Origin of the sequence: Pseudoalteromonas aliena (genome assembly GCF_038155085.1) — a bacterium.
Lineage (GTDB): Bacteria > Pseudomonadota > Gammaproteobacteria > Enterobacterales > Alteromonadaceae > Pseudoalteromonas > Pseudoalteromonas aliena_A.
Genome location: NZ_JBAKAU010000015.1, coordinates 46,024 through 68,286, shown reverse-complemented (window position 1 = coordinate 68,286; position 22,263 = coordinate 46,024). Strand labels below are relative to the sequence as shown.

The following is a 22,263-nucleotide window of genomic DNA, read 5'->3' as shown; positions in this document are numbered from 1 at the left end:
GGTAAGAATGGACATTTATTCAACAGAAGAACAACAAGCAGAAGCCATTAAGCGCTTTTTCCGTGAAAACGGCCTTTCACTTGCGCTAGGTGTAATTGTTGGTTTAGGCGGCTTATATGGCTGGAAAGCATACAACCAAAACCAAATTACTACCGCTGAGCAGGCGTCTGATTCATATACAACGCTTGTTGAAAGCGACGATGTATTATCTTCAGCTGATACGTTTATTAGCGAAAATAAAGATACAAACTACGCAACACTTGCTGCATTTGTTGCTGCAAAAGACGCTGTAGAAGCAAAAAAATTAGACGTAGCAAGCGAAAAGCTAAGCTGGATAGTGTCTAATACTGAAAATACAGAATTAAAAGCAATTGCGATTACACGTTTAGCGCGAATTCAAATTGCACAAACTAAATATGACGATGCATTAACTACATTAAATGCACCATTACCTGAAGCATTCAATGCAAACGTTGCCGAGCTTAAAGGCGACATTTACACACAGCAAGGTAACAAAGATCAAGCACGTACTGCATACCAAGCAGCAATAGATGCGGGTGGATTAACAAGTAACCCACTATTACAAATTAAGTTAGATGACCTAGCAGTAACTAGCCCAGCGGCATAAGGTTTTAGGCATGAAAAAATTTACAACAGCAGCCCTTGCCCTATGTATGGCAACGCTAATGGGTTGTTCATCAAGTGATGATGAAGATGAACTAGTACTTCCTGAAATTGTAAACCAGTTTGAAACTGATGTAATTTGGCAAGAGTCTGTTGGTAGTGGTGTAGAGCATTATTTTTCTCGCTTATCACCAGCTGTTTATAAAGACACAGTATACGTTGCCAGCCGTGAAGGTCAGGTAGAAGCGCTTTCGCTTTCTAACGGCGATACCAAATGGCAAACCGATGTACGTCAAGACTTATCGTTTTGGCCATGGGCCGATAACGGCACTGCAAAATTATCAGGTGGTATTTTGCAAGCCTATGGTAAAATTTATATAGGTTCTGAACACGGCTTTATTATTGCTCTTGATCGCGAAACCGGTGAAGAAGTTTGGCGTAAAAATGTACCAGGCGAATCACTGTCTAAACCAACGGCAGGCGATGGCTTAATATTTGTAAATTTAGGCTCTGGTAAATTGTTAGCTCTTCACCCAGATACGGGCGAAGAGCGCTGGAATTTTGAACAAGAAGTTCCACCACTAACATTACGCGGGCAAAGCTCTCCAACTGTCGCTAACGGTGGTGTATTAGTAGGTCTTGAAACAGGCAAGCTAAGCGTTTTGATTTCAGACAGTGGTTACTCAGCATGGAGTGCAGAAATTGCGGTTGCTAAAGGCGCATCAGAATTTGAACGCCTTGTTGACGTAGACACTCAACCACTTATTAGCGGTCCATACGCTTATGCTATAGCTTACAACGGCAACTTAGCTGCTGTAGATATTCGCTCTGGCAACGTAGTGTGGAAACGTGAGTACAGCAGCTACCGCGAAATTGCGATGGATGCACAAACAATTTATTTAGTAGATAGCGATGGTGTTATTTACGCATTAGATAAAAATTCAGGTATTGAACGTTGGAGCCAACCCGCTCTACGTGGTTGGTACCTAACAGGCCCTGCAGTTGCAGGTAGCCACTTAGCTTTAGGCGACCAAGAAGGTAACCTACATTGGCTAAATAAAGAAACTGGCGAGCTAGTATCTCGAGAAGACTTTGACAGCTCAGGCTTTTTTGTTGAGCCAATTGTTGCCGACGATAAGCTAATTTTATACACCCGTGATGGTGAAGTTAGTATGGTAAAAATACCAAACTAAGTTACTAATAGTCATATGGTTTTTTTAAGGCTTCGCACTGCGAAGCCTTTTGTTGTTTTTTAAAGAGGTAGTTTATGCTTCCCGTGATCGCTCTAGTTGGGCGACCCAATGTGGGCAAGTCCACATTATTTAACCGTTTAACACGTACTCGTGATGCACTCGTAGCCGATTTTCCAGGTTTAACACGAGATAGAAAATATGGCCAAGCTAGTTACGATGGCTATGAATTTATCGTGGTAGACACGGGCGGTATTGATGGCTCAGAAGAAGGCATCGAAATCGAGATGGCAGATCAATCTCTGCTAGCCATTGAAGAAGCCGACATTGTTCTGTTTTTAGTAGATGCTCGTGTAGGTATGACCGTAGCTGACCAAGCCATTGCTAATCACTTGCGTAAACAAGAGAAAAAGTGCTTTGTTGTTGCCAACAAAACCGACGGCATTGATGCAGATTCAAACTGTGCTGAATTTTACCAATTATCATTAGGTGAAATACATCACATTGCAGCTGCACATGGCCGTGGTATTACCCTATTACTTGAACAAACACTTCAGCCGCTTATTGCTGAACTAGCTGCTCAAGATGAAGAAGTAACAGGTGATGACGAAGAATTAATCGACCTTTACGAAGAAGGCGAAGGTGATGATACCGATCATCAAGCGTTTGCAGACAAACCTGTAAAGCTTGCGATTATTGGTCGTCCTAACGTTGGTAAGTCAACACTTACAAACCGTATATTGGGTGAAGATCGTGTAATTGTATATGATATGCCAGGTACAACGCGCGATTCTATTTATATTCCAATGACGCGTAACGACAAAGAGTATGTGTTAATTGACACCGCAGGTGTTCGTAAGCGTAAAAAAGTAAGTGACGTAGTTGAAAAGTTCTCAGTAATTAAAACATTACAAGCAATCGAAGATTGTAACGTGGTTTTACTTGTTGTGGATGCGCGCGATGGTATTTCTGATCAAGACTTAAGTTTATTAGGTTTTGCGCTTAACTCAGGTCGTTCATTGGTTATTGCCGTAAACAAATGGGATGGGCTTGACGACTACGTTAAAGATCGTATTAAAACAGAGCTTGATCGCCGTTTAGGCTTTATTGACTTTGCACGCTTACACTTTATATCTGCACTTCATGGTACAGGTGTTGGCCACTTATTTGAATCGGTTGATGAAGCGTACGAGTCAGCAACTAAGCGTATTAGCACCGCAATGCTTCGCCGTATTATGGACATGGCACAGGCCGATCACCAGCCGCCACTTGTTCGTGGTCGTCGTGTTAAGCTTAAATATGCGCATGCTGGTGGTTATAACCCGCCGCGTATTGTAATTCATGGTAACCAAGTTCACGATTTACCAGATAGCTACAAACGCTACCTTATGAACTATTACCGTAAAGCACTTAAAATTATGGGCACCCCAATCAAAATTGAATTTAGAGAAGGTGATAACCCATTTGCAGGGCGTACTAACAAAGTAACGCTTTCGCAAAAACGTAAAATACGTGCGTTTGCCAAAGAAAACCGTAATAAATAAATTTGTTAAAAATTAGTTTATTGCAATAAAAACGGCGTACTTTAGTACGCCGTTTTTTATGCTTTATACCAATTAGCTTAATTAAGTGATCAATTATGAGATTTGAAAAACGTGTTGCTAGCTAGGCAAAAAATTCGCTATTTAGTGGTTCAAAATGAGAATTTTTTAACGCAGATAGCGACACATTTACCTCCGCAAAATGATTAAGTATTATTGCAGATAAGTACGCTTATAATCCTTCATATTCAGCTTCCCTTGGTTTTAAAATTTGCTTTCTACAGTCAACCATATCCCAACAATCCGTTTCAGGTACGCCGTAATACCAGGCTCTAAAAATCGGTTGATACTTTTCAATCACCCGTTGTTGCATACGTTTTGAAAAATGAGGTAAGTAAAAAGTTTTGATCACCGTAATGTGCCTTTTAATCGTCTTCCCTAAATTAAAGCGCGCTTGGCGATACCGAATGTCTGCTTTTTTATATTCCCTGCTATCAGGTGTAAAGTTTTGCATGTCTTGCTTAGGGCCAGTCGCCCAGCCAGCTACTTTTTCCATTTGTTCAGTAAACGGCTTAACGGTAAACGTGATATGAGTGGGGTCATCAGCATCAGTGGGCCCAAAGCCTCGCGGAAATCCGCGGTGGTGATAATTAGGATGAGTAACAGTAAACTCAATCGATGCATAGGCGTTGGGCTGTAATAAATCCAAACGCTCCCGTGGGAAGGTGACTGGCTCATTAGCATAGGCCGTTTTAAAATATTTATAACCGGAGTCTATGCCACAACTACTATGACCACACGACTCTGAATAGGCCGACTTTATCAAAAAAGGGAATTCTGGCACTGAGCCATCTTCTGTTTCAATTGTCACAACAATGGGCCCACGATAACCATGCGCTTTATCAAATACCGTAGTGCAACTTGTTGTCAAAAAACACGCCAGTAGCACACAGTAAAATTGCAGTGCGGTTTTACGCTTATAATCCTTCATATTCAGCTTCCCTTGGCTTTAAAATATGTTCTTGGCAAGTCATTTTGTTCCAACAATCCGTTTCAGGTACGCCGTAATACCAGGCTCTAAAAATCGGTTGATATTTTTCAATAACCCGTTGTTGCATACTTGGTGAAAAATTAGGTAAGTACATATTTTTGATCACCGTAATGTGCCTTTTAATCGTCTTTCCTAAATTAAAACGCGCTTGGCGATACCTGATGTCTGCTTTTTTATATTCCCTGCTCTCAGGTGTAAAGTTTTGCATGTCTTGTTTAGGGCCAGTCGCCCACCCAGCCACTTTTTTCATTTGTTCAGCAAACGGCTTAACGGTAAATGTACTATGGATGGGGTCATCGGCATCGGTGGGAGCAAAGCCTCGCGGAAATCCGCGGTGGTGATAATTAGGATGGGTAACCGTAAACTCAATCGATGCATAGGCGTTGGGCTGTAATAAATCCAAACGCTCCCGTGGGAAGGTAATTGGCTCATTAGCATAGGCAGCTTTAAAATACTTATAACCAAAATCAATACCACAGCTACTATGACCACACGACTCTGAATAGGCCGACTTTATCAAAAAAGGCAATTCTGGCACTGAGCCATCTTCTGTTTCAATCGTCACAACGATGGGCCCACGATAGCCATGTGCTTTATCAAATAAAAAATCACAGCCTGATGTCAAAAAACACGCCAGTAGCACACAGTAAAATTGCAGTGCAGTTTTACGCTTATAATCCTTCATATTCAGCTTCCCTTGGTTTTAAAATTTGTTCTTGGCAAGTCATGCTTTTATTAGCAGCACTTGCGAGCTTAAAATTAATGTAGCGTTCAAGACTACTTTATTACTCAAAGTTAAGTAATGCTAATTGCACCAGCCGTTCAACTGTGGTGCCTTGAACATTTTTAGGCCCTTTGGGGTAATATCTTGATTTTGGTGGCTTAATAGTTATAAACCCATGATTGGTGGCCATTTCATGGGCTAACAACTTTCGCTCTTTAGGTGATAAATGGTTTTCGTGTATTTTTGCAAGTTCACCGCTATCAAGCCATATTCCTGCACAGCCGGGGCATTCATCTATTTCGACGGCCTTAACTGGCGAAAAATACCTGCGCATCATTACAATGCTTTTGCATTTTGGACAATTTACTCGCGATGAGACATCGCCCTCACCTTGAATATAATTACTTAAATGTTTAAGTAATACCTGACTATGCTTTAACTCTGGCGAGCTAAATTTAAAAATTTGGCTGTTATCAAAAAATACGCCGCCTTGCGCTGAAGTGTAAACAGTAATACCGCCAATTAATAACGGCTCAAGAGAGGCATTTGTACGTGGGCAATGCATTTAAAATTCCTTTTTATTTTTATACTTAAATTACACTACTTTACTCAAGTGCTTTGTGAATAAGCCCAACAAGCGGCGCCGGTAACGTAATATTACCTGCAAGTACAAACTCATGCGCTTCATCTGACATTTTTTGCCATGTGCGGCGAATAATACCAATCCATTTTTCTTCATTGTAATCTGGCTTGCTATTAGCAAACCCAAGCATGTAGTGTTCAATAAACACCAAACTTGCTACATCTTCAACTAATTGGCTATCTGGATTGCGCTTAATATCTTTTTTAGCAACAGCGTTATAAACACGGTTTTGGTCCGTATCGTTAAACCCAGCTTGTTTCATTAATTCAACGACTAGTGACGCATGAAAAATATAAAGTGCGCTGCGCCATTGATGATAACCCTGCTTGTTCATTTCAAAATCACTACGTGGCGACTTCCAACGCTGAATATGCTGCCCACGCACTGCAATTTGCATGAGTTCATCGGCATCAGGTTTAAAACAGGTTAACATTTCGCTCATGCGCGAGGCGTATAAATACTCTTTTGGAAAGCTTTGCCCATTGTACTGCTCAGTATTAGGGTCTTGGTTATTAGCTTCATCAATCAGCGCTATTACTTTATTAAACATGACGGTCTTTTATTGTAATTAGTTTTAATCATTCTAAACGCTGATAAAACAATAAACTAGAGCTGCTCTAAGTTATGAAGTGAAATTTGTTCAATCAAAATATAAAACCAATTAATACTGATTATAAAAGTAAGCGCATTGATTAAGTTAACTTGGTACTATATTAAGCACAAATTAAAATAAAAAAAGCGCGATAAATAATAACTAACTCGCCAATAACGGATGATTATGTTTAAAAAAAGTATTCTAGCTATGTGCTTAGCCGTTGCATCGCTACCAAGCCTAGCTGACAGTAACACTGATTTAAAAACCATTATTGATAACCACTGGCAAAACGCCAAAGCTGAAAAAATATTTTTTCGTACCGACCCAGACGGCTGGAAGCCGAACGGTACATTGCCAAATTGGAGCGAGCAAGCCATTGCAAAGCGCCAAGCTTATAACAACAGCGTGCTAAAAAGCTTAGCCAGCATTGACCCAAAAACGCTCAACAACGAGCAGCTAATGAACTACCGCTTATTTAAATATGAGCGAGAAACCGAGCAGCAAAGCTACCTTTATCAAGATAAGTATTTTCCGGTTAATTTTTTAAGTGGCTGGCATACTTATTTTGCCGAAGCCCCCGCTAACATGGCATTTTTAACACCCGATGACTACAACGCATTTTTAATCAGCCTTGCCGACTACCCTCGCTTTAATCAGCAAAATATTGATTTAATGAAAGAAGGTGTAAAAACAGGCTTTACTCATTACTGCAAAACCTTTGAAAATTACAGCCAAAGCATTAGCACGCATATAGTTAAAAACCCCGAAAACAGCGCCTTTTACGAGCCTTTTACCCGTATACCTAATACTTTTAATACAGCGCAAAAAGCAAACTTACAACAAAAAGCACAAGCAGTAATTAAAGACAAAGTAATTCCTGCCTATCAGCATTTTTATGACTTTTTTGAAAACGATTACATGCCTAATTGTAGAACAGAGCCGGGTATTGCAAGCGTTAAAGGCGGGCTTGATTACTACAAATACACCGTTAATTACTACACCACAACAAACGCCACACCTAAACAAATACACGAACTAGGCCTTAAAGAAGTCGCGCGTATTAAAGCGCAAATGCAAAACATTATTGATGAAGTAGGTTTTGATGGCACATACAGCGATTTTTTAGAATTTTTAGCAACCGATGAGCAATTTTACGCAACAGACGCACAAGACCTGCTTGAAAAAACAGCCTTTATTACGCAAAAAATGTATGGCAAATTACCAACCTACTTTAATCATTTACCGCGTAATACCTTTACAATAAAAGGCTCAGCGAGTCGTGGCGCGTTTTATATGCCACCGGCTGATAACCGCTCCCCTGGCACTTATTTTTTAGCCTCAACACCTAAGCTACAGCCTTTGTATAATTTAGAAGCGCTAAGCCTGCACGAGGCAATACCAGGGCACCATTTACAAAACGCTATTGCAATGGAGTTAAATGTACCCCAGTTTAGACGCACACTTAGCCACTCAGCATTTGGCGAAGGTTGGGCACTTTACACCGAACGTTTAGGTAAAGAAGCCGGATTTTATCAAAGCCCATACAGCGACTTTGGTCGTTTAGGTTACGAAATGTGGCGTGCCGTGAGGCTTGTTGTTGATACTGGCATTCATGCGTTCGGCTGGAGCCGCCAAAAAGCAATCGATTACCTAGCAAGCCACACCGCTTTGCCACAAAGCGCGGTGGAGGATCAAATAGATCGTTATATTTCATGGCCAGGCCAAGCGCTCTCTTACAAAATGGGCGAAATAAAAATACGAGAACTGCGTGCAAAAGCCGAAAAAGAACTAGGCGCTAAATTTGACATACGCAGCTTTCACGACACAGTTATTGGCCAAGGTTCACTCCCTATGGAAGTACTTGAAGACGTAATAAACGATTGGATAGCAGAGCAAAAATCAGCTATTTAAACATTAAAGGAGGCGGTCTTTACCGCCTCTTATAAAAATGGACTTTATGATGAAACAACTACTTATTTTTATGTTACTCATTTTATTTAGCAGCCAAGCGAATGCTTTTTGTTTAGACGCATCAAACTACATAGAGGGCGTAAAATATGGCGTTTGTGGGGAGCAAACAGATTCAATTTCTCTTACGCCTTATTTTATTATATGGATGCTTTTAAACGTGTTATTCGGACAGACTCTTAATAAACCAAATATACACGTAGGTTTTAAATATTTACTTTTTCTCTGTGCATTCCCACTCAGCCCGCTAGTGCTTTTAATGAATTTAGCCGGAGTGATGATATCTCGCATTTATAAAAAATATTCAAATACCTCAGTAGATAAATCCCAAGCTAACTATGCTTACACAGAACCTGTTATTGAAAAGCCGAGTGTTAATCGACTAACAATTGGCGAGTACACTTTTGACAGTCTGCAGCAGTCTTTAATTAAAGAAGATAACCTCTACACATTAGAGCCCAAATGCATGCAGGTACTTAGCTATTTAATAGAGCAACAACCAAGAATAGTTAGCCTTGAAGAGTTACACAATAATGTATGGGAGAATCAAATAGTAACCGACACCGCAGTTAGGCGAGTTATTAGCAAACTACGTGTGGCCCTCAATGACAACGACACAAAAAACCCCAAATATATAAAGTCTGTAATGAAGCGAGGTTATCAGCTTATAGCTGAGGTAAAAACACAACTTGTTGAATCATAATGACTTATAAAAGTTATAACCAAGGTAATACCATGATTATAACTTTATAATAACTAGTTAATGGCTTTGTTATCGTTATTTTTTGCCAATCGTTTTAATTTGTTTAGGCGCTGTAGAGCAGCCCATAAAATTAAACAATTAAGGAAAAAAAATATGAAACACTTATTACCTCTATTACTAGTATTAATCATAACAGTAATTACATTAAGCCTTATCAACAGCAACGAGTGTATAGAAATAGGTAACGCATCTATTGCCAGTATTTCATTTGGCACCTGTGATTTATCTAACTCTCAATCAAACATATCACCACTTTTAGCTTTCTTTTGGTTAGCCATGAGCGTTTGCTTTGCAATCATATTACCTAAATCAACCATTGCTAATAAGTACAAAATTGCCTTATTTATACTTGGTTTACCACTAACTGTTTTTGTTTATTTAATTGCCTATATATCTGAAAACATACGCCAAGCAACTCAATCTTCTAAGTAAACCTATATGAGCAAGTCACACTTGCTCATCCTTTCTTAATTAAATACAAGTGAAAATCAATCCTCACCCGCTTTTGCTTCGTAAAGCTTTAGAGTTTAAAAACCTGAGCAAACCTATGAGCAAACGCATTTTATATTGGCTACAAAACGATTTACGCCTAACCGACAACACTATTTTAAGCGAACTTGCTACCCAGCAATGTGCGCTCGATATTGTATTTGTTATAAACCCGCACTGGTTTAAAAATAATAACTATCAACAAAAGCCATATGGCGTGCATAAACAACAGTTTTTAATGCAAAGCTTGTACGAGCTTCAACAAGCACTTATTGAGCGTGGGCAAACCCTACATTTACTTGAAGGCGAACCCGTATCGCTTTTAAAAGCACGTATTAATGAGCAAAATATTGATGAAGTGGTATACAGCGAGCAATTTGGCGTGTACGAGCAACGCCAAATAAACTTACTCAAAGCACATTGTCCCAATACACAATTTACAGGGACGCAGCAAGACACGCTCTTTAAACAAAGTGACCTACCCTTTGATTTAAACGAATTACCTAAACACTTTACCCCGTTTCGTAAAAAGGTAGAGGCCGCTAATAGCCCTATTATACCTTCTACTTTACCAAACGGTTTGCTACCTCAGCCAATAACGTTATGCGCCAAAAAACCTCTAGAACGTATAACAAATAATGGTGTAATGCATGGCGGGTTTAAAAGTGCGCAAGCACATTTAAGGCAGTACTTTGCAGGCGCAATGCCTAGCGTTTATAAAACGACTCGCAACGAGCTTGATGGCTTTAACAACACGACCAAATTTAGTACTTGGCTTGCCTTTGGCTGTTTAAGTGCAAAACAAGTGTATAAAGCCGTGGAGGATTACGAGCAAAGCAACACGGCAAACGAGTCTACTTACTGGATTAAATTTGAATTGCTATGGCGAGAGTATTTTAAATGGCACGCACTTAAAGCAGGTAGCAGCCTGTTTAACTTTAAAGGCCAAAAACAGACTAAACCACTCACTACCTTTATACCAACACGCTTTGCAGCATGGTGTAATGGCACAACGCCTTACCCACTTGTAAATGCCATTATGAACGAGCTAAACGCTACGGGTTACATTTCAAACCGTGCAAGGCAAATTGCAGCAAGCTGCTTAGTGAATGAACTTAGTCTTGATTGGCGATACGGCGCAGCCTACTTTGAGCAACAACTCATTGATCACGATGTAGCAGCAAACTGGGGCAACTGGCAGTACATAGCAGGTGTTGGGGTTGATCCGCGAGGCGGACGCCACTTTAATATACAAAAGCAAACCACACAGTTTGACCCAAATGGTACTTATACTAATAAGTGGCAAGGTAATAAAAATACCAATACCCAACTCGATCACTTAAACGAAGTAGATTGGCCTATTTAAGCCAATTTACCTCCAGCAGATTATATTTAAAACAGCTCAGCAATACCTACATTAATGGCAAAGCCACCCAAGGTTAAAAATAAAAACAAACAACCTGCTAATAACAGCGGTTTAATACCTGCTTGGCGAATAGCGCCAACATGTGTGCGCAAACCTAAAGCCACCATCGCGATGGTAAGTAATATATTATCAAACCATACAATGGCGTTTGTAGCCCCTTGAGGAATAGCTGATAACGAATGCACCCCACTTGCCACTATAAATAGCACTGCAAACCAAGGGATTGTAATACCCGCTTTTTGCTCGCTGCTGTGCCTGTTGTTGTTTGCTTTTGCATGCTTTTTACTTTGCCAAAACGATAAGCCCACTAAAAATGGCGCAAGCATCATTACGCGTAGCATTTTTTCTATCACGGCGGTGTCGGCCGCATTGGGGCTAACAGCTGTGCCCGCTGCAACCACTTGCGCTACTTCATGAATAGTTGAGCCAACAAAAATACCGTACGCGTTCTCACTCAACCCCATAAACTCAAACATTATTGGGTAGGCAAACATACTTAACGTGCCAAACACCACTACCGTCGCTACCGCTACCGATACTTTATGTGCCTGTGCTTTTATAACCGGCTCAGTTGCCATTACTGCTGCAGCACCGCAAATAGAACTACCCGCGCCTATTAGTATGGTTGTTTGCTCATCAAGCTTAAATACGCGCTTACCTAGCTGCACTGCTAATATAAACGTACCTAACAGCATTACCACATCGGTTAATAGGCCATGCCAACCCACGCCCGCTACTTGCGTAAAGGTTATTCTAAAACCAAACAACACAACCCCCGCTTTAAGCAATATACTTTTAGCGTAATCAACACCAACATCGGTTTGCGTAGCAATGCGCGAAAACACACTGTTACCCACAATAATGCCAAGCACAATACCAATAGTGAGTGAGCTAAATTGCGCAGTTTGCATTATTTGTAACTTACTTAATGCAACAGATGCCCCCGCTAAAATAACCACTAGCAGCATACCTAACCACCAGCGCGTATCACTGTACTGCTTAGTATTAATACCCAAAGGCTGAAAACCATTTTTAATAGCGCTAAGCATAATATTCCCTCAATTAAACAATGTTGATGTGTTGACTTAATTGTAAGAAAGCTCAAAATATAACTCCAATATATTAAAATAATGATTTGATAACTTAAAGTTATACAGTTAAAAGTTATGCAATTTAAGGTTATACAATGAATTTACATGCACTTAGGGTATTTCATACAGTTGCTAAATTAGGCAGTTTTTCAGCAGCAGCTGAGGCGCTTTTTATAAGCCAGCCTGCGGTATCTAAAGCGCTAAAAGAACTTGAGTATCAGCTAAATATACAACTTATTGAGCGCGCATCTAAGGGTAAAAAACTCACCTTAAGTGAAGGCGGACAAGCACTTTTTGAACATGCTCGAAGTATTTTTGCTATTGAAAAAGCCGCCATTGAAGATATTAAATCACGCACAGGGCTTAAGCGCGGTACACTCGTTATAGGCACCAGCACCACCATTGCAAGTTATTGGCTACCGCCTTATTTAGCCAAATTTTGCGCCCAGTACCCCCATATAAAAGTAGAAGTACAAGTTGCTAATACCGCGCAAATTGAGCACGCATTACTTGAATGCACCATCGATTTAGCACTGGTTGAGGGCACACCTACCGAGCCACATATAATAAGCAAACACTGGCAAAACGATTTAATGAGTGTCGTTATACCCAGTAACTTTAAGCCCGCTAAAAACTTAAAAGCATGGTTAAACAATCAATTTTGGCTGCTGCGCGAGCCGGGCTCGGGCACTTTAGAAATGTCGGTAAAGTTATTAGCAGAGCATGGCGTAAAAGCAGGGCACAGTATGCAATTGGGCAGCAACGAAGCCATAGCAAGGGCCGTCACTCAAGGTATGGGGGTCGCTTTATTGCCAAATGTAGTCACAGAAGATTTAGTGCAGCTAGGTAAATTAACACGCCTGAGCCAAAAAAATAACGAGCAACTCTCTCGGCCACTATATCAACTGCATTATAAAGACAGACCGTCTTCACATTCTGCGCAAGCATTCGAGAAAAGCCTGTTTAGTGAATAGTGGTTCTGAGCTGTAAGTCACGTAAGAGAAAGGTTGTGTGACATTTATCGCTTGTAGTGGTGTTACCTTAATTTATTATATATAAGCCAACTAGTTAAACCCATTGAAAGTACTAATAAATGAAGAACCAATGTTTCACGATTAAATTCACTAAATAGACTAAGTAAAAAAACAGGAAATATACTTAAGATTAAAACTACCGGTAATTTAAATAAATTAACTTTTGGAGTAATAAGCTAGTAGGTAATCCGTAAATGAACATTAAAGGATAAAAATAAAATAAACTTCCCATCCCTATTGATACACCAAAACCAACACCTGAAATTAATGAACTAACAGAAGTATAGTTTTCGAGACCCGCATAAAAATAACAAAAACCAAGGGCTGGTAATGCAATTAAAGGACTAAGAATCGCAGCAATTAAATTTTTACGTAGATCCTTAGTCATATTAAAAAATACTACAACGAGCTTGTAGATTAATTTGTTTTTTATTTGTTTTAATTAATATACAAACCATAGCTAAATTCCTATTTTGGCTCAGCCAAAGGAGTTAAACCTCGACTTCACACATTAAAATACTCAAGGGCTAGTCATAACAACCCACCAGCTAACTTATAAACCTATCAGCTAAATCGGTAAGTTTTTATATCTCTAAGCTCTACTCACAAGCCCTGCGTTAAGTCTTGCGCTAACGTACCCGTTGGCTTTTCAACTACACGTACTAACTCCTTGCCATTTTGTTTAACAATAAACGTAGGTGTGTATTGCAAGTCGTTGGCCTCGGCTATTCCGGCATCATCGCGTTTGTTATAACCTACGGCCACATATTCGATGCTTGCAAGTTCAACTTTGGATTCATCTAGTAATTTAATTAAACGCGGCACTTCGCGCTCACTGTCGTGGCACCACGTTCCAAATAATACAATTAGCTCTTTGCCTTCAAGCTTTTGCATTAGGGCTATATCTTGTGCTGTTGGTGTATACGCCTTGTATTGCTCGTTAAATTTGTCGTAATCGCTTAGCAATGCTTGCGTACTTATCTCGCCCGAAAATGGCGCTGTAGCAGCGCAGCTTAGAAGCGGCATGCTTAACGCGCACAATAAAATTAATTGTTTAAACATAAGGTTACTCTTAATTAAGTATTAAATGAGGCATTTAACGACTATACCCAAGATTTATTGTGAAGTGGAGTGAATAAAGCATAGGTTAAATATATTTACCCATAAAAAAATTTACTTCCCCTAAATCGGTTAAGTACTCTTGTTTTGCTTTTTTGTCATCAGCAAGTTTATCTAAATCACCAATTAACGTAACTAGCTTATTATGTGAGTGACGGTTTGTTTTTTTAAAGTCATCCTGCTCTGCACCTCCTCCTACACGCTCTTTTTTGTGCATATCGTAGCTGTCTTCGTTTTTTTCGAGCCAAATATCATTGATAAGCCGAATATTACTTTCGCTAGCAGTTTGCTCTGTCATAGCCATTTTTAGTTCGTATCGAGATATCTCAGGGTTGAATTGGTAAGTTTTTTTATCAACATCAACTTCGTGAGATTGATCAAGCCCAACTAATTCGTTGTTCTTAACTGCCGTACCAATGTCATAGCTTTCTTTTTTATCATAGTAATCTGGGCTTGTTTTTAAATTAAGGTTCCTAAAACTAGAGCTACCCGTTTTGTTTTGAGTTACACCACTTAACTGACCATACTCTTCTTGCTCGGTTGTCTGACTTAACTCAATCTTACTTTCAGGCTGATAGTCACCTTTGTCCATCAAAAAGCTAAACTCAGCATTAAAGTCAGCAAGCTTAGACACTCCTGCACCCAATGTATTTGGCGCTTTATTGCCAAGCCCTTGGTAACGCGGATCGCTTGTGATCATGTTGTCAACTAAATCGGCAACCATAGCGCGCCCATCGTTAAACTCTCGTGTTGCTAACGACTCTAAACTGCTATAACGCTCAGCCGCAGATGACATACTTGTAAAAGCGCCTTTAAACAACTCAAAGCTTTGCTGCATCACCTCGTCGCCCTTATTACCAAACGCCGATTTTAGCTTTTTATCGTTACTATTAACTCGACTATCTTCTAAGTTTTGATCTAAAGATGCTAAATACTGTTTCATTTGATTTGTATCTTTAGCGCCAATGGTCGACATATCCAGCGTAAAATCAATTTCACTTTGTCCACTTTGAGAATTAAACACAAGCGCTTGCTGCTGCGTTTCTTCATCAATATCATAACTTAAATTAAATGTATTCTCTGAAGGGTCAACAGTTTCGCCATCAGTTGTTGAAAAATATACATTGAAGCCCGATAGCTGTTGATTATCAAAATCAGATAAAAAGTCTAAATTTATATCACTCTGGTTCGGCAATACATAGCGACTATACGAATTTTCACTCACTTTAAAAAATTCATCAGCCATTTCACCAACACCAGTGAGTATCTGCTTAAGTGCCTTATGCTCAGCCTCTGATAAATCACCCTCTACTTCGTAACTTATGCCAAAGCCATCTATCGCTTCACCTGTTTCTTTGTCATAACCTTGCGATGAGTTAAAGGTAATGTTTATAACATCACCTTCTTTAGTTTTTACCGAGAGCTCAAACTGGTAGTTATCGTCGTCTTCAAAGTTAGATCTAGTAACGCTTTCCATATATGGATTAAGTGAGCGCTCAACACGTTGCTGGCTTGAAGCTAAAAATGTTTTTTGCTCATGTCCCAGCCGGCCTAAACTCAACAAAATATCGCTGGTATTAGTATAAGCGCCCTGAATATTTTTGACTGACGAATTTAGTCGCTCAATTAACTTTGCGCCACTCTCATTTTTTAATAGCCCTTCTTGCTGAGAGCTTATTACAGTGCGTAAGGCGAGATCTTCATTGGAGAGTTTATAGCTGTTCAAGCTAGGCGTGCTTGAAATAGTAAACAACGAGGTAAGTTGTTGTTTTAAAACCTGATCAGCTTTTGCGTTATTGAGCTGATTAAGTTGCTCATTAGTTATGTTTGGAACATCGCTCTGTACAACACTTGAGGTTTGCCTAGTGTTATTAACTGATTGCGCAAGTAAAGTGCTTAAATTAGCCTGGCTACCAAATATGTTATTAACCATGATTTTCCCTAATCGCCAAACCCTATTAAGTAATTTATCGGGCGCTTAGTTAAAAGCTTTAGCCTAAAGGCGTATTTTTACCTATTATTTATACAAACAACTCATTAATAAGTTAAATAAGCATAAATCTAAATCGAATAAACGTAGGTCGGATAAGCGCAGCGACATCCGGCAATTCACCACTCTATTTATTTACAACACGCCTAACTCTTAAGCGATATTTTGCTCGCTTATTACTCTTCATCTGTTTCTTTTATCTTTTGCACTAAAAAGTCGACCGCCGCTTTTACCTTTGGCACTAAATAGCGCTGCTTTTGATACAACAAATAAACCGCCATAGTCGCATTTTGACTTATCGCTAATTCATGCTCAAACTTAAGCTCTTGCAACTCACCTGTTTCAAGGTAGGATTTAAGCGCCCACCGAGTCGACATTAAAATCCCTTCGCCATTACACGCTTTTTTAGCCAGCCACGACCCGTTATTTGAAATAGCGACCGCAGGCCCAGAAACGTCGAGCCATTGCTCATCCACTTTACATAACCAAGGCGTTGGCCCCGCTGGCGTTTTAAAATAAAGGCCACTGTGGCCTTTTAATTCCATAACATTAGTAGGTACACCGTATTTTTGTAAATAACGGGGTGACGCAACAGGAATAAAGCCGTTATCCATTAATTTTATTGCCAACACGCGCTCATTTGGCGCATAACCACCGCGAATCGCAATATCAACATCGTCACGCCCGAGTGTCGACAGCTCATCACTTAAGCTAACATCTAATATAATTTCGGGGTATAGCGCGCTAAATTCATCAAGTAGCGGCAGTAATATTTTGTCACCAAAACTCACCATTGAGCTTATACATAATCGCCCCATTGGTGTTGTTTGATAACTGCGTACAGTTTCGTGGCTTTGCTCTAGCTGATTTAATATTTGCTGAACATCGTTATAGTAAATTTGCCCAACTTCGGTCAATTTAACTATGCGGGTCGAGCGCTTTAAAAGCGTCGCCCCCAGGCTTTTTTCTAAATCAGCAACTCGCCTCGACAACGAAGAAGGCGGCACATCAAAAGCTTTGGCGGCTTTGGTAAAACTGCCCGTTTCAACCACCTTAATAAAATACCGTATGGCTTTTAGTTGATCCAAGTTGCCTCTCCATTAAATAAAATGCTTTATTGTCTTAAAGACAAAAGTGATTCGCATTTTCCCTTATATATAAGCAAATTAAAACAAGTAATAATAACCTTAACTTATCTACACGCTTTAATTTATTTTACGCCAATAGTTAAAGCTTAAAACCAAAGGCTACATTATGATTACTTTGCACGGCTTCGCAGCTAGTAACTATTACAACTTGGTTAAGCATGTACTTTTACACAAAGAGCTGCCATTTAATGAGCACCTTATATACAACAACGACGAGCAGTTTTTAGCTATAAACCCTATGGGAAAAGTACCAGCCATTACCACCGCTGATGGGCTAAATATTGCTGAGTCGAGCGTTATTTGCGACTATCTTGAAGAAACCTACCCAAGCAACACGCTATACCCTGAAGATTCAGCCGAGCGTGCTTTTGTTCGCCAAATTATGAAAATAAGTGAGCTTTACTTTGAATTGCCAAGCAGACGCTTAATCCCGTATGTATTTACAGGTTCCCCTGCCCCTGAACACGTAAAAGACGACATTCGCAAGCTATTAACGCGCGGTGTAAACGCCCTTTGTGAATTAACGCATTTTTCGCCGTGGATAGCAGGCGAACAATTTAGCATGGCAGATATTTACGTTTACTACGTAAATACAGTGGTTAACGCATTTACGCCAAAAGAGCTTAATTGGGATGTACTGGCCGAAATCCCTGGTATGAAAGAGTGGCAAGCAAAGATGAGTCAATCGACCATTGCAAAGCAAATAGAGGCAGATCGCCAAGCAAATATGCCTGAGTTTATGCAAAAGGTAACAGCACAAATAAAGGCAGCTCAAAGCAAGTAATTACGCTATACGCTACCCATTCTCAATTTATAGGAACAGTATTATGACAGATACAAATACACAACTTACTTCAACAATTAACAACGACCACACCCTAACGCTTACTTTAAAAAATATTGATGTGCCAACACCACAGGCCGATGAAGTGGTTGTGCGTATAGAAGCCGCACCGCTGAACCCATCTGATTTAGGTGTGCTATTTAGCGCAGCCGATATGAGCACAGCAAAACAAACGGGAACTGATCACACCCCTGTTATTACAGCAAATGTACCTTCGCAATTTATGTCATCGCTTGAAAAACGCGTAGGCAAAGCTGTACCCGTAGGTAATGAAGGTGCTGGTACAGTCGTGGCTGCGGGTTCATCGCCAGCGGCACAAGCATTAATGGGTAAAACTGTGGCTGTTATTGGTGGTGGTACGTATCGTCAGTATTTATGTACTAAAGTACAAAGCTGTTTAGAATTAAAAGAAGGCACTACCGCTAAAGAGGGAGCGTCGTCTTTTGTAAATCCGCTTACTGCACTAGCCATGGTAGAAACCATGCGCGCAGAGGGCCATAAAGCTATTATTCATGCAGCAGCGGCTTCTAATTTAGGGCAAATGCTAAACCGCATTTGTATTGCCGATGGCGTTGATTTAATTAATATTGTACGCAAGCCAAAGCAAGAAACCCTACTGCGTAATATGGGTGCTAAATACGTTGTAAATTCAAGCAGTGATACGTTTATTGACGATTTAACAGCGGCCATTATTGAAACTGGCGCGACTATTTCGTTTGATCCAATTGGTGGCGGCCAATTAACAAGCGATATACTAAATTGTATGGAAGTAGCGGCCGCACGCGATATGAAAGAACACAGCCTATATGGCTCAGACACGTTCAAACAAGCATATATTTATGGTGCGTTAGATCGCGGGCCTATTACACTTAATCGTAATTTTGGTTTTGCATGGGCTGTAAGTGGCTTTTTACTATTTAATGCCTTAGGTAAATTAGGCACTGAAACTGTAATGAAAATGCGTAAACGTGTAGCAGATGAAATAACAACCACCTTTGCAAGCAATTATACACATGAGGTTACTCTCGCTGAGGTATTAAAACTAGAGTCAATTGCCGCTTATTCTAAACAAGCTACCGGCGAGAAGTACTTAATTAAACCTCAAGCTTAATTAAATATTCTTTGTTAAAAATTAAAAAGCAGATGCTAATTAGGTATCTGCTTTTTTACGTTTAAACACACGCACTCTATTATTGCTAAGTTTGCAGTTAACATATAGTCAGAAACCAGCCATAAGACCATCAAAAAACATAACTTACTAAATGTTTACACATTATTTGCACCTTTTATTTTTATAGTTTTGCGACGTTAATAAAATAAAAAAGATCACATCCATGAACATAAAACCCATGCTATTTTATTCAGTTATTGCCTCTACTGCCTTTTTGTATGGTTGTGGTGGTAGCGAACAAAGTAGCGACACCAACTCAGAGCAAAGCACTGATCAAACTGAAACAACCACCAGCACCGGCACACTTGTTATAAACGAAATTGTTGCAAGCTCAAGTGATACCAACTACGACTGGATAGAACTCTACGCCACTGCAGACATAGCCGACTTATCAGTATTTTCGCTTGTTGATGACAACGCCGACAGAGAGCCCCAAACTTTACCTGCCGTTTCGCTTTCGCAAGGTGAGTTTATTGTTATTCAAGCCATTGATGAAACCGACACACCGCCCAACAACGGCTATTACGTAACCTTTAAATTAGGTAGCGACGATGCAGTCACGTTATACGAAGACGACACTGCCGTTTCTGTACTTGATTGGGAAGAAGGCGAAGCCGCTGAAGGCTTTAGTTACGGCTTGTACACCGATGGTACCGGCACTGCGCAAACACTTACGCCAACAGAGGGCGCAGCTAACCAAACAGCCGACACCTCTACACTTGTTACAACTCTAATTGCTGAAGATGCCCCACTGCGTATAAACGAAGTAGTAGCAAAAGATAGTAGCGGCGGTGAGGACTGGATAGAACTTTATGCAACGGGTAACACTGATGTTTACCTAGCAGACTACACCCTGAGTGATGACAGTAACGAGCAGTTTGCATTGCCTGATATTACGTTATCGCCCGGTGAGTTTTACCGTATTTACGCAAGTACCGACGATTTAGATGACCTGCCAAGCGTAGCGTTTAAGTTGGGCTCAAGTGATACCGTAAGCCTATACAGTAACAACGTAATTATAGAACAACTCGCTTGGAAAAAAGGGCAAGCACTAAGTGGTTACAGTTGCATCGCTACCCTGATGGCAGCGATGCAACTGCGGTATTAACCCCAACAGAGCTTAGCCAAAACAGCAAAGCAACTCACGGGCCACTCGTTATTAACGAAGTGGTGGCAAGCGCCGCAGACGATGGTAACGATTGGTTTGAGCTATACAATAACAGCGACAATACAATTAACTTAGCCAACTACCAAGTTATTGATGAAAGCGACGATATAGACCCCGTTACCCTGCCCGACATAGATTTATACGCAGGTCAATACATTACTATTTATGCCACCGACGAAGATCCAGGCACTTACTACGTACCCTTTAAGCTAGGCAAAGAAGACGAGCTAAGCTTAATGCTCAACGACGAAGTAATTGACTACATTGATTGGGACGAGAGCGATGTAGCCACGGGCTTTAGTTATGGCCTAAGTAACAGTACCGATTTTACTCATGCGTTTTTAACACCTACCCCAAGTAGTGAAAATACAGTTGCAAACGCATTTACACCCACAGCTGTTAATACGCTTTCTATTACAATTACCAACGAAAACTGGCAAGACATCCTAGACAACCCACTTGATGAGCAGTACCACGAAACCAGTATTACCTTTAACGGGGTAACGCTAGACAGCGTGGCAATTCGTACTAAAGGCGGCTCTAGTTTAAGCACCGTAGCTAACTCAAGCAGTGACCGCTACAGTTTTAAAGTTGATATAAACGAATATGTGTCGGGGCAAACGTTTTTTGGATTGAAAAAATTCACATTACAAAACTCGTTTAACGACCCTTCTTATATGCGTGAAGTAATCGCCTACGATCTAATGGACGAAATGGGTGTGCCAACACCTGAGCATGCTTACGTTAACTTTTATGTAAACGGTGAGCTATTTGGGTTGTACTTAATGGTAGAGGCCATTGATGGTGAGTTTTTAGAAAAACACTTTGCAAATAGTAATGGCGACTTATACAAACCAGATGGCGTAGGCAGCGATTTATTATGGCTAGGTGACGATATACAAAGCTACACCGATATAAACCTGCAAACCAACGAAGGTAGCACCGATAACGGCGCCTTTGTTAACTTTGTAAAATCGCTCGATGCAGGTGAAAGCACTGCCATAGATGAAGACACATTACTGCGTTATATGTCGGTAAGCACTTCTTTATCTAACCTTGATAGTTACCACGGTACACTTGCTCATAACTATTATATTTATGACCAAGACGGCGTATTTAGTATTTTGCCATGGGATTTTAACGAATCATTCGGCACCTTTAATATGGACTGTAACAGCGTAGATATAAGAGAGCTTTATATAGATGAGCCCGTAAGTGGCGCATTAAATGAACGCCCAATGCTTGCTAATGTATTTGCTGATCAAAGTAACCTTGATACATACCACAGTTACTTAACACAGCTTATTAATGGCTCACTTTCAAGCGACACCTTTAGTACTCGCGTAAATGAAATAGCCGACCTAATTCGTGAGCACGTACAAAACGACCCTACCAGTTTTTATGGCTCATCTTTTTTTGAAAAAAACTTAACCTCAACCGTTGATAGGTTTTATGGGTTAACTGAGTTTATGGATTATCGCATAGCAAATATGACGGCGCAGCTTAATGGTTCATTACCCTCTGCAGGCGACGGCAGCGGCTTTTGTTCTAGATAAACAACTCATCTTCCATGTAGTGCCAGCAAGCTGGCACTTTATTACCTTACAATTTAATAACCTGAGAAAATTATAGAAAGTCCGGAACTTTTAAAAAGTGCAAAAATTTAGCTAGCTAAAACTATAAA

Annotated in this window: 21 protein-coding genes; 12 read left to right on the top strand and 9 right to left on the bottom strand. The window is 40.2% G+C overall.

From position 1 onward, the window contains the following. Positions 1 to 7 precede the first annotated feature (7 nt). The 3 genes from V6260_RS14150 to der all read left to right on the top strand — a co-directional run bounded on the left by V6260_RS14150 (position 8) and on the right by der (position 3,358). Positions 8 to 628 carry a tetratricopeptide repeat protein gene (locus tag V6260_RS14150; protein ID WP_341594791.1) on the top strand — a complete coding sequence of 207 codons (621 nt, stop codon included), beginning with the start codon at positions 8 to 10 and terminating at the stop codon, positions 626 to 628. A gap of 10 nt (positions 629 to 638) precedes the next feature. After that, positions 639 to 1,817, top strand: coding sequence for an outer membrane protein assembly factor BamB (gene bamB / locus V6260_RS14145; protein WP_341594790.1), 1,179 nt, complete (start codon positions 639 to 641; stop codon positions 1,815 to 1,817). Positions 1,818 to 1,891: 74 nt separating this feature from the next. After that, on the top strand, positions 1,892 to 3,358 hold the full coding sequence (gene der / locus V6260_RS14140; RefSeq protein ID WP_024597862.1) for a ribosome biogenesis GTPase Der: 1,467 nt from the start codon (positions 1,892 to 1,894) through the stop codon (positions 3,356 to 3,358). A gap of 229 nt (positions 3,359 to 3,587) precedes the next feature. On the opposite strand, the gene V6260_RS14135 is transcribed toward der, so the two are convergent. From V6260_RS14135 to V6260_RS14120, 4 genes are all read right to left on the bottom strand, one after another. After that, positions 3,588 to 4,346 (bottom strand): hypothetical protein, encoded by a 759-nt coding sequence (locus tag V6260_RS14135; protein WP_341594789.1) that lies wholly within the window; start codon positions 4,344 to 4,346, stop codon positions 3,588 to 3,590. Beyond that, positions 4,333 to 5,091, bottom strand: a complete 759-nt coding sequence (locus tag V6260_RS14130) for a hypothetical protein (protein ID WP_341594788.1) — start codon at positions 5,089 to 5,091, stop codon at positions 4,333 to 4,335. The genes V6260_RS14135 and V6260_RS14130 overlap by 14 nt, the downstream gene beginning before the upstream one ends. 100 nt (positions 5,092 to 5,191) lie before the next feature. Beyond that, complete coding sequence (locus V6260_RS14125) at positions 5,192 to 5,695, bottom strand: zf-TFIIB domain-containing protein (protein WP_341594787.1); 504 nt, start codon at positions 5,693 to 5,695, stop codon at positions 5,192 to 5,194. Between the two features lie 40 nt (positions 5,696 to 5,735). Further along, on the bottom strand, positions 5,736 to 6,323 hold the full coding sequence (locus V6260_RS14120) for a DUF4202 domain-containing protein (RefSeq protein ID WP_341594785.1): 588 nt from the start codon (positions 6,321 to 6,323) through the stop codon (positions 5,736 to 5,738). Positions 6,324 to 6,551: 228 nt separating this feature from the next. Here V6260_RS14120 and V6260_RS14115 point away from each other — a divergent pair, with 228 nt between their 5' ends. From V6260_RS14115 to V6260_RS14100, 4 genes are all read left to right on the top strand, one after another. Further along, positions 6,552 to 8,279: a DUF885 domain-containing protein gene (locus tag V6260_RS14115; RefSeq protein WP_341594784.1), complete on the top strand. Its 1,728-nt coding sequence runs from the start codon at positions 6,552 to 6,554 to the stop codon at positions 8,277 to 8,279. Positions 8,280 to 8,325: 46 nt separating this feature from the next. Then, complete coding sequence (locus tag V6260_RS14110) at positions 8,326 to 9,039, top strand: winged helix-turn-helix domain-containing protein (protein ID WP_341594783.1); 714 nt, start codon at positions 8,326 to 8,328, stop codon at positions 9,037 to 9,039. Between the two features lie 153 nt (positions 9,040 to 9,192). Continuing rightward, positions 9,193 to 9,531: a transcriptional regulator gene (locus V6260_RS14105; protein WP_341594782.1), complete on the top strand. Its 339-nt coding sequence runs from the start codon at positions 9,193 to 9,195 to the stop codon at positions 9,529 to 9,531. 115 nt (positions 9,532 to 9,646) lie between these two features. After that, entirely contained in the window at positions 9,647 to 10,954 is a 1,308-nt protein-coding gene (locus V6260_RS14100; RefSeq protein ID WP_341594780.1) for a DASH family cryptochrome, read from the top strand. A gap of 26 nt (positions 10,955 to 10,980) precedes the next feature. Here the strand turns inward: V6260_RS14100 and V6260_RS14095 are convergent, their stop codons facing one another. Next, on the bottom strand, positions 10,981 to 12,063 hold the full coding sequence (locus tag V6260_RS14095; RefSeq protein WP_341594779.1) for a YeiH family protein: 1,083 nt from the start codon (positions 12,061 to 12,063) through the stop codon (positions 10,981 to 10,983). Positions 12,064 to 12,200: 137 nt separating this feature from the next. Here V6260_RS14095 and V6260_RS14090 point away from each other — a divergent pair, with 137 nt between their 5' ends. Beyond that, positions 12,201 to 13,079, top strand: a complete 879-nt coding sequence (locus V6260_RS14090; protein ID WP_341594778.1) for a LysR family transcriptional regulator — start codon at positions 12,201 to 12,203, stop codon at positions 13,077 to 13,079. Positions 13,080 to 13,275: 196 nt separating this feature from the next. On the opposite strand, the gene V6260_RS14085 is transcribed toward V6260_RS14090, so the two are convergent. The 4 genes from V6260_RS14085 to V6260_RS14070 all read right to left on the bottom strand — a co-directional run bounded on the left by V6260_RS14085 (position 13,276) and on the right by V6260_RS14070 (position 17,336). Beyond that, complete coding sequence (locus V6260_RS14085) at positions 13,276 to 13,527, bottom strand: hypothetical protein (RefSeq protein ID WP_341594777.1); 252 nt, start codon at positions 13,525 to 13,527, stop codon at positions 13,276 to 13,278. 215 nt (positions 13,528 to 13,742) lie between these two features. Continuing rightward, complete coding sequence (locus V6260_RS14080; RefSeq protein ID WP_341594776.1) at positions 13,743 to 14,201, bottom strand: thioredoxin family protein; 459 nt, start codon at positions 14,199 to 14,201, stop codon at positions 13,743 to 13,745. 85 nt (positions 14,202 to 14,286) lie between these two features. Next, positions 14,287 to 16,191: a hypothetical protein gene (locus V6260_RS14075; protein ID WP_341594775.1), complete on the bottom strand. Its 1,905-nt coding sequence runs from the start codon at positions 16,189 to 16,191 to the stop codon at positions 14,287 to 14,289. A gap of 233 nt (positions 16,192 to 16,424) precedes the next feature. Further along, complete coding sequence (locus tag V6260_RS14070) at positions 16,425 to 17,336, bottom strand: LysR family transcriptional regulator (protein WP_341594774.1); 912 nt, start codon at positions 17,334 to 17,336, stop codon at positions 16,425 to 16,427. Positions 17,337 to 17,502: 166 nt separating this feature from the next. On the opposite strand from V6260_RS14070, the gene V6260_RS14065 reads away from it, so the two are divergent. The 4 genes from V6260_RS14065 (at position 17,503) to V6260_RS14050 (ending at position 22,135) form a co-directional block, all read left to right on the top strand. Beyond that, positions 17,503 to 18,180 (top strand): glutathione S-transferase family protein, encoded by a 678-nt coding sequence (locus V6260_RS14065; RefSeq protein WP_341594773.1) that lies wholly within the window; start codon positions 17,503 to 17,505, stop codon positions 18,178 to 18,180. A 43-nt stretch (positions 18,181 to 18,223) separates the two neighbouring features. Next, positions 18,224 to 19,351, top strand: coding sequence for a zinc-binding dehydrogenase (locus V6260_RS14060; protein WP_341594772.1), 1,128 nt, complete (start codon positions 18,224 to 18,226; stop codon positions 19,349 to 19,351). A gap of 223 nt (positions 19,352 to 19,574) precedes the next feature. Further along, on the top strand, positions 19,575 to 20,519 hold the full coding sequence (locus tag V6260_RS14055) for a lamin tail domain-containing protein (protein WP_341594771.1): 945 nt from the start codon (positions 19,575 to 19,577) through the stop codon (positions 20,517 to 20,519). Then, a complete protein-coding gene (locus tag V6260_RS14050; RefSeq protein WP_341594770.1) occupies positions 20,444 to 22,135 on the top strand; it encodes a CotH kinase family protein in 1,692 nt (563 codons plus the stop codon). The genes V6260_RS14055 and V6260_RS14050 overlap by 76 nt, the downstream gene beginning before the upstream one ends. Positions 22,136 to 22,263 lie beyond the last annotated feature (128 nt).

Bases quoted from the DNA above. Each gene is read 5' to 3' on its own strand.
- V6260_RS14080 (WP_341594776.1), bottom strand. From the start codon at position 14,201: ATGTTTAAACAATTAATTTTATTGTGCGCGTTAAGCATGCCGCTTCTA.
- V6260_RS14130 (WP_341594788.1), bottom strand. From the start codon at position 5,091: ATGAAGGATTATAAGCGTAAAACTGCACTGCAATTTTACTGTGTGCTA.
- V6260_RS14150 (WP_341594791.1), top strand. From the start codon at position 8: ATGGACATTTATTCAACAGAAGAACAACAAGCAGAAGCCATTAAGCGC.
- V6260_RS14110 (WP_341594783.1), top strand. From the start codon at position 8,326: ATGATGAAACAACTACTTATTTTTATGTTACTCATTTTATTTAGCAGC.
- V6260_RS14055 (WP_341594771.1), top strand. From the start codon at position 19,575: ATGAACATAAAACCCATGCTATTTTATTCAGTTATTGCCTCTACTGCC.
- V6260_RS14100 (WP_341594780.1), top strand. From the start codon at position 9,647: ATGAGCAAACGCATTTTATATTGGCTACAAAACGATTTACGCCTAACC.
- V6260_RS14125 (WP_341594787.1), bottom strand. From the start codon at position 5,695: ATGCATTGCCCACGTACAAATGCCTCTCTTGAGCCGTTATTAATTGGC.
- V6260_RS14095 (WP_341594779.1), bottom strand. From the start codon at position 12,063: ATGCTTAGCGCTATTAAAAATGGTTTTCAGCCTTTGGGTATTAATACT.
- V6260_RS14135 (WP_341594789.1), bottom strand. From the start codon at position 4,346: ATGAAGGATTATAAGCGTAAAACCGCACTGCAATTTTACTGTGTGCTA.
- V6260_RS14105 (WP_341594782.1), top strand. From the start codon at position 9,193: ATGAAACACTTATTACCTCTATTACTAGTATTAATCATAACAGTAATT.
- V6260_RS14075 (WP_341594775.1), bottom strand. From the start codon at position 16,191: ATGGTTAATAACATATTTGGTAGCCAGGCTAATTTAAGCACTTTACTT.
- V6260_RS14085 (WP_341594777.1), bottom strand. From the start codon at position 13,527: ATGACTAAGGATCTACGTAAAAATTTAATTGCTGCGATTCTTAGTCCT.
- V6260_RS14060 (WP_341594772.1), top strand. From the start codon at position 18,224: ATGACAGATACAAATACACAACTTACTTCAACAATTAACAACGACCAC.
- der (WP_024597862.1), top strand. From the start codon at position 1,892: ATGCTTCCCGTGATCGCTCTAGTTGGGCGACCCAATGTGGGCAAGTCC.
- V6260_RS14115 (WP_341594784.1), top strand. From the start codon at position 6,552: ATGTTTAAAAAAAGTATTCTAGCTATGTGCTTAGCCGTTGCATCGCTA.
- V6260_RS14065 (WP_341594773.1), top strand. From the start codon at position 17,503: ATGATTACTTTGCACGGCTTCGCAGCTAGTAACTATTACAACTTGGTT.
- V6260_RS14120 (WP_341594785.1), bottom strand. From the start codon at position 6,323: ATGTTTAATAAAGTAATAGCGCTGATTGATGAAGCTAATAACCAAGAC.
- V6260_RS14090 (WP_341594778.1), top strand. From the start codon at position 12,201: ATGAATTTACATGCACTTAGGGTATTTCATACAGTTGCTAAATTAGGC.
- bamB (WP_341594790.1), top strand. From the start codon at position 639: ATGAAAAAATTTACAACAGCAGCCCTTGCCCTATGTATGGCAACGCTA.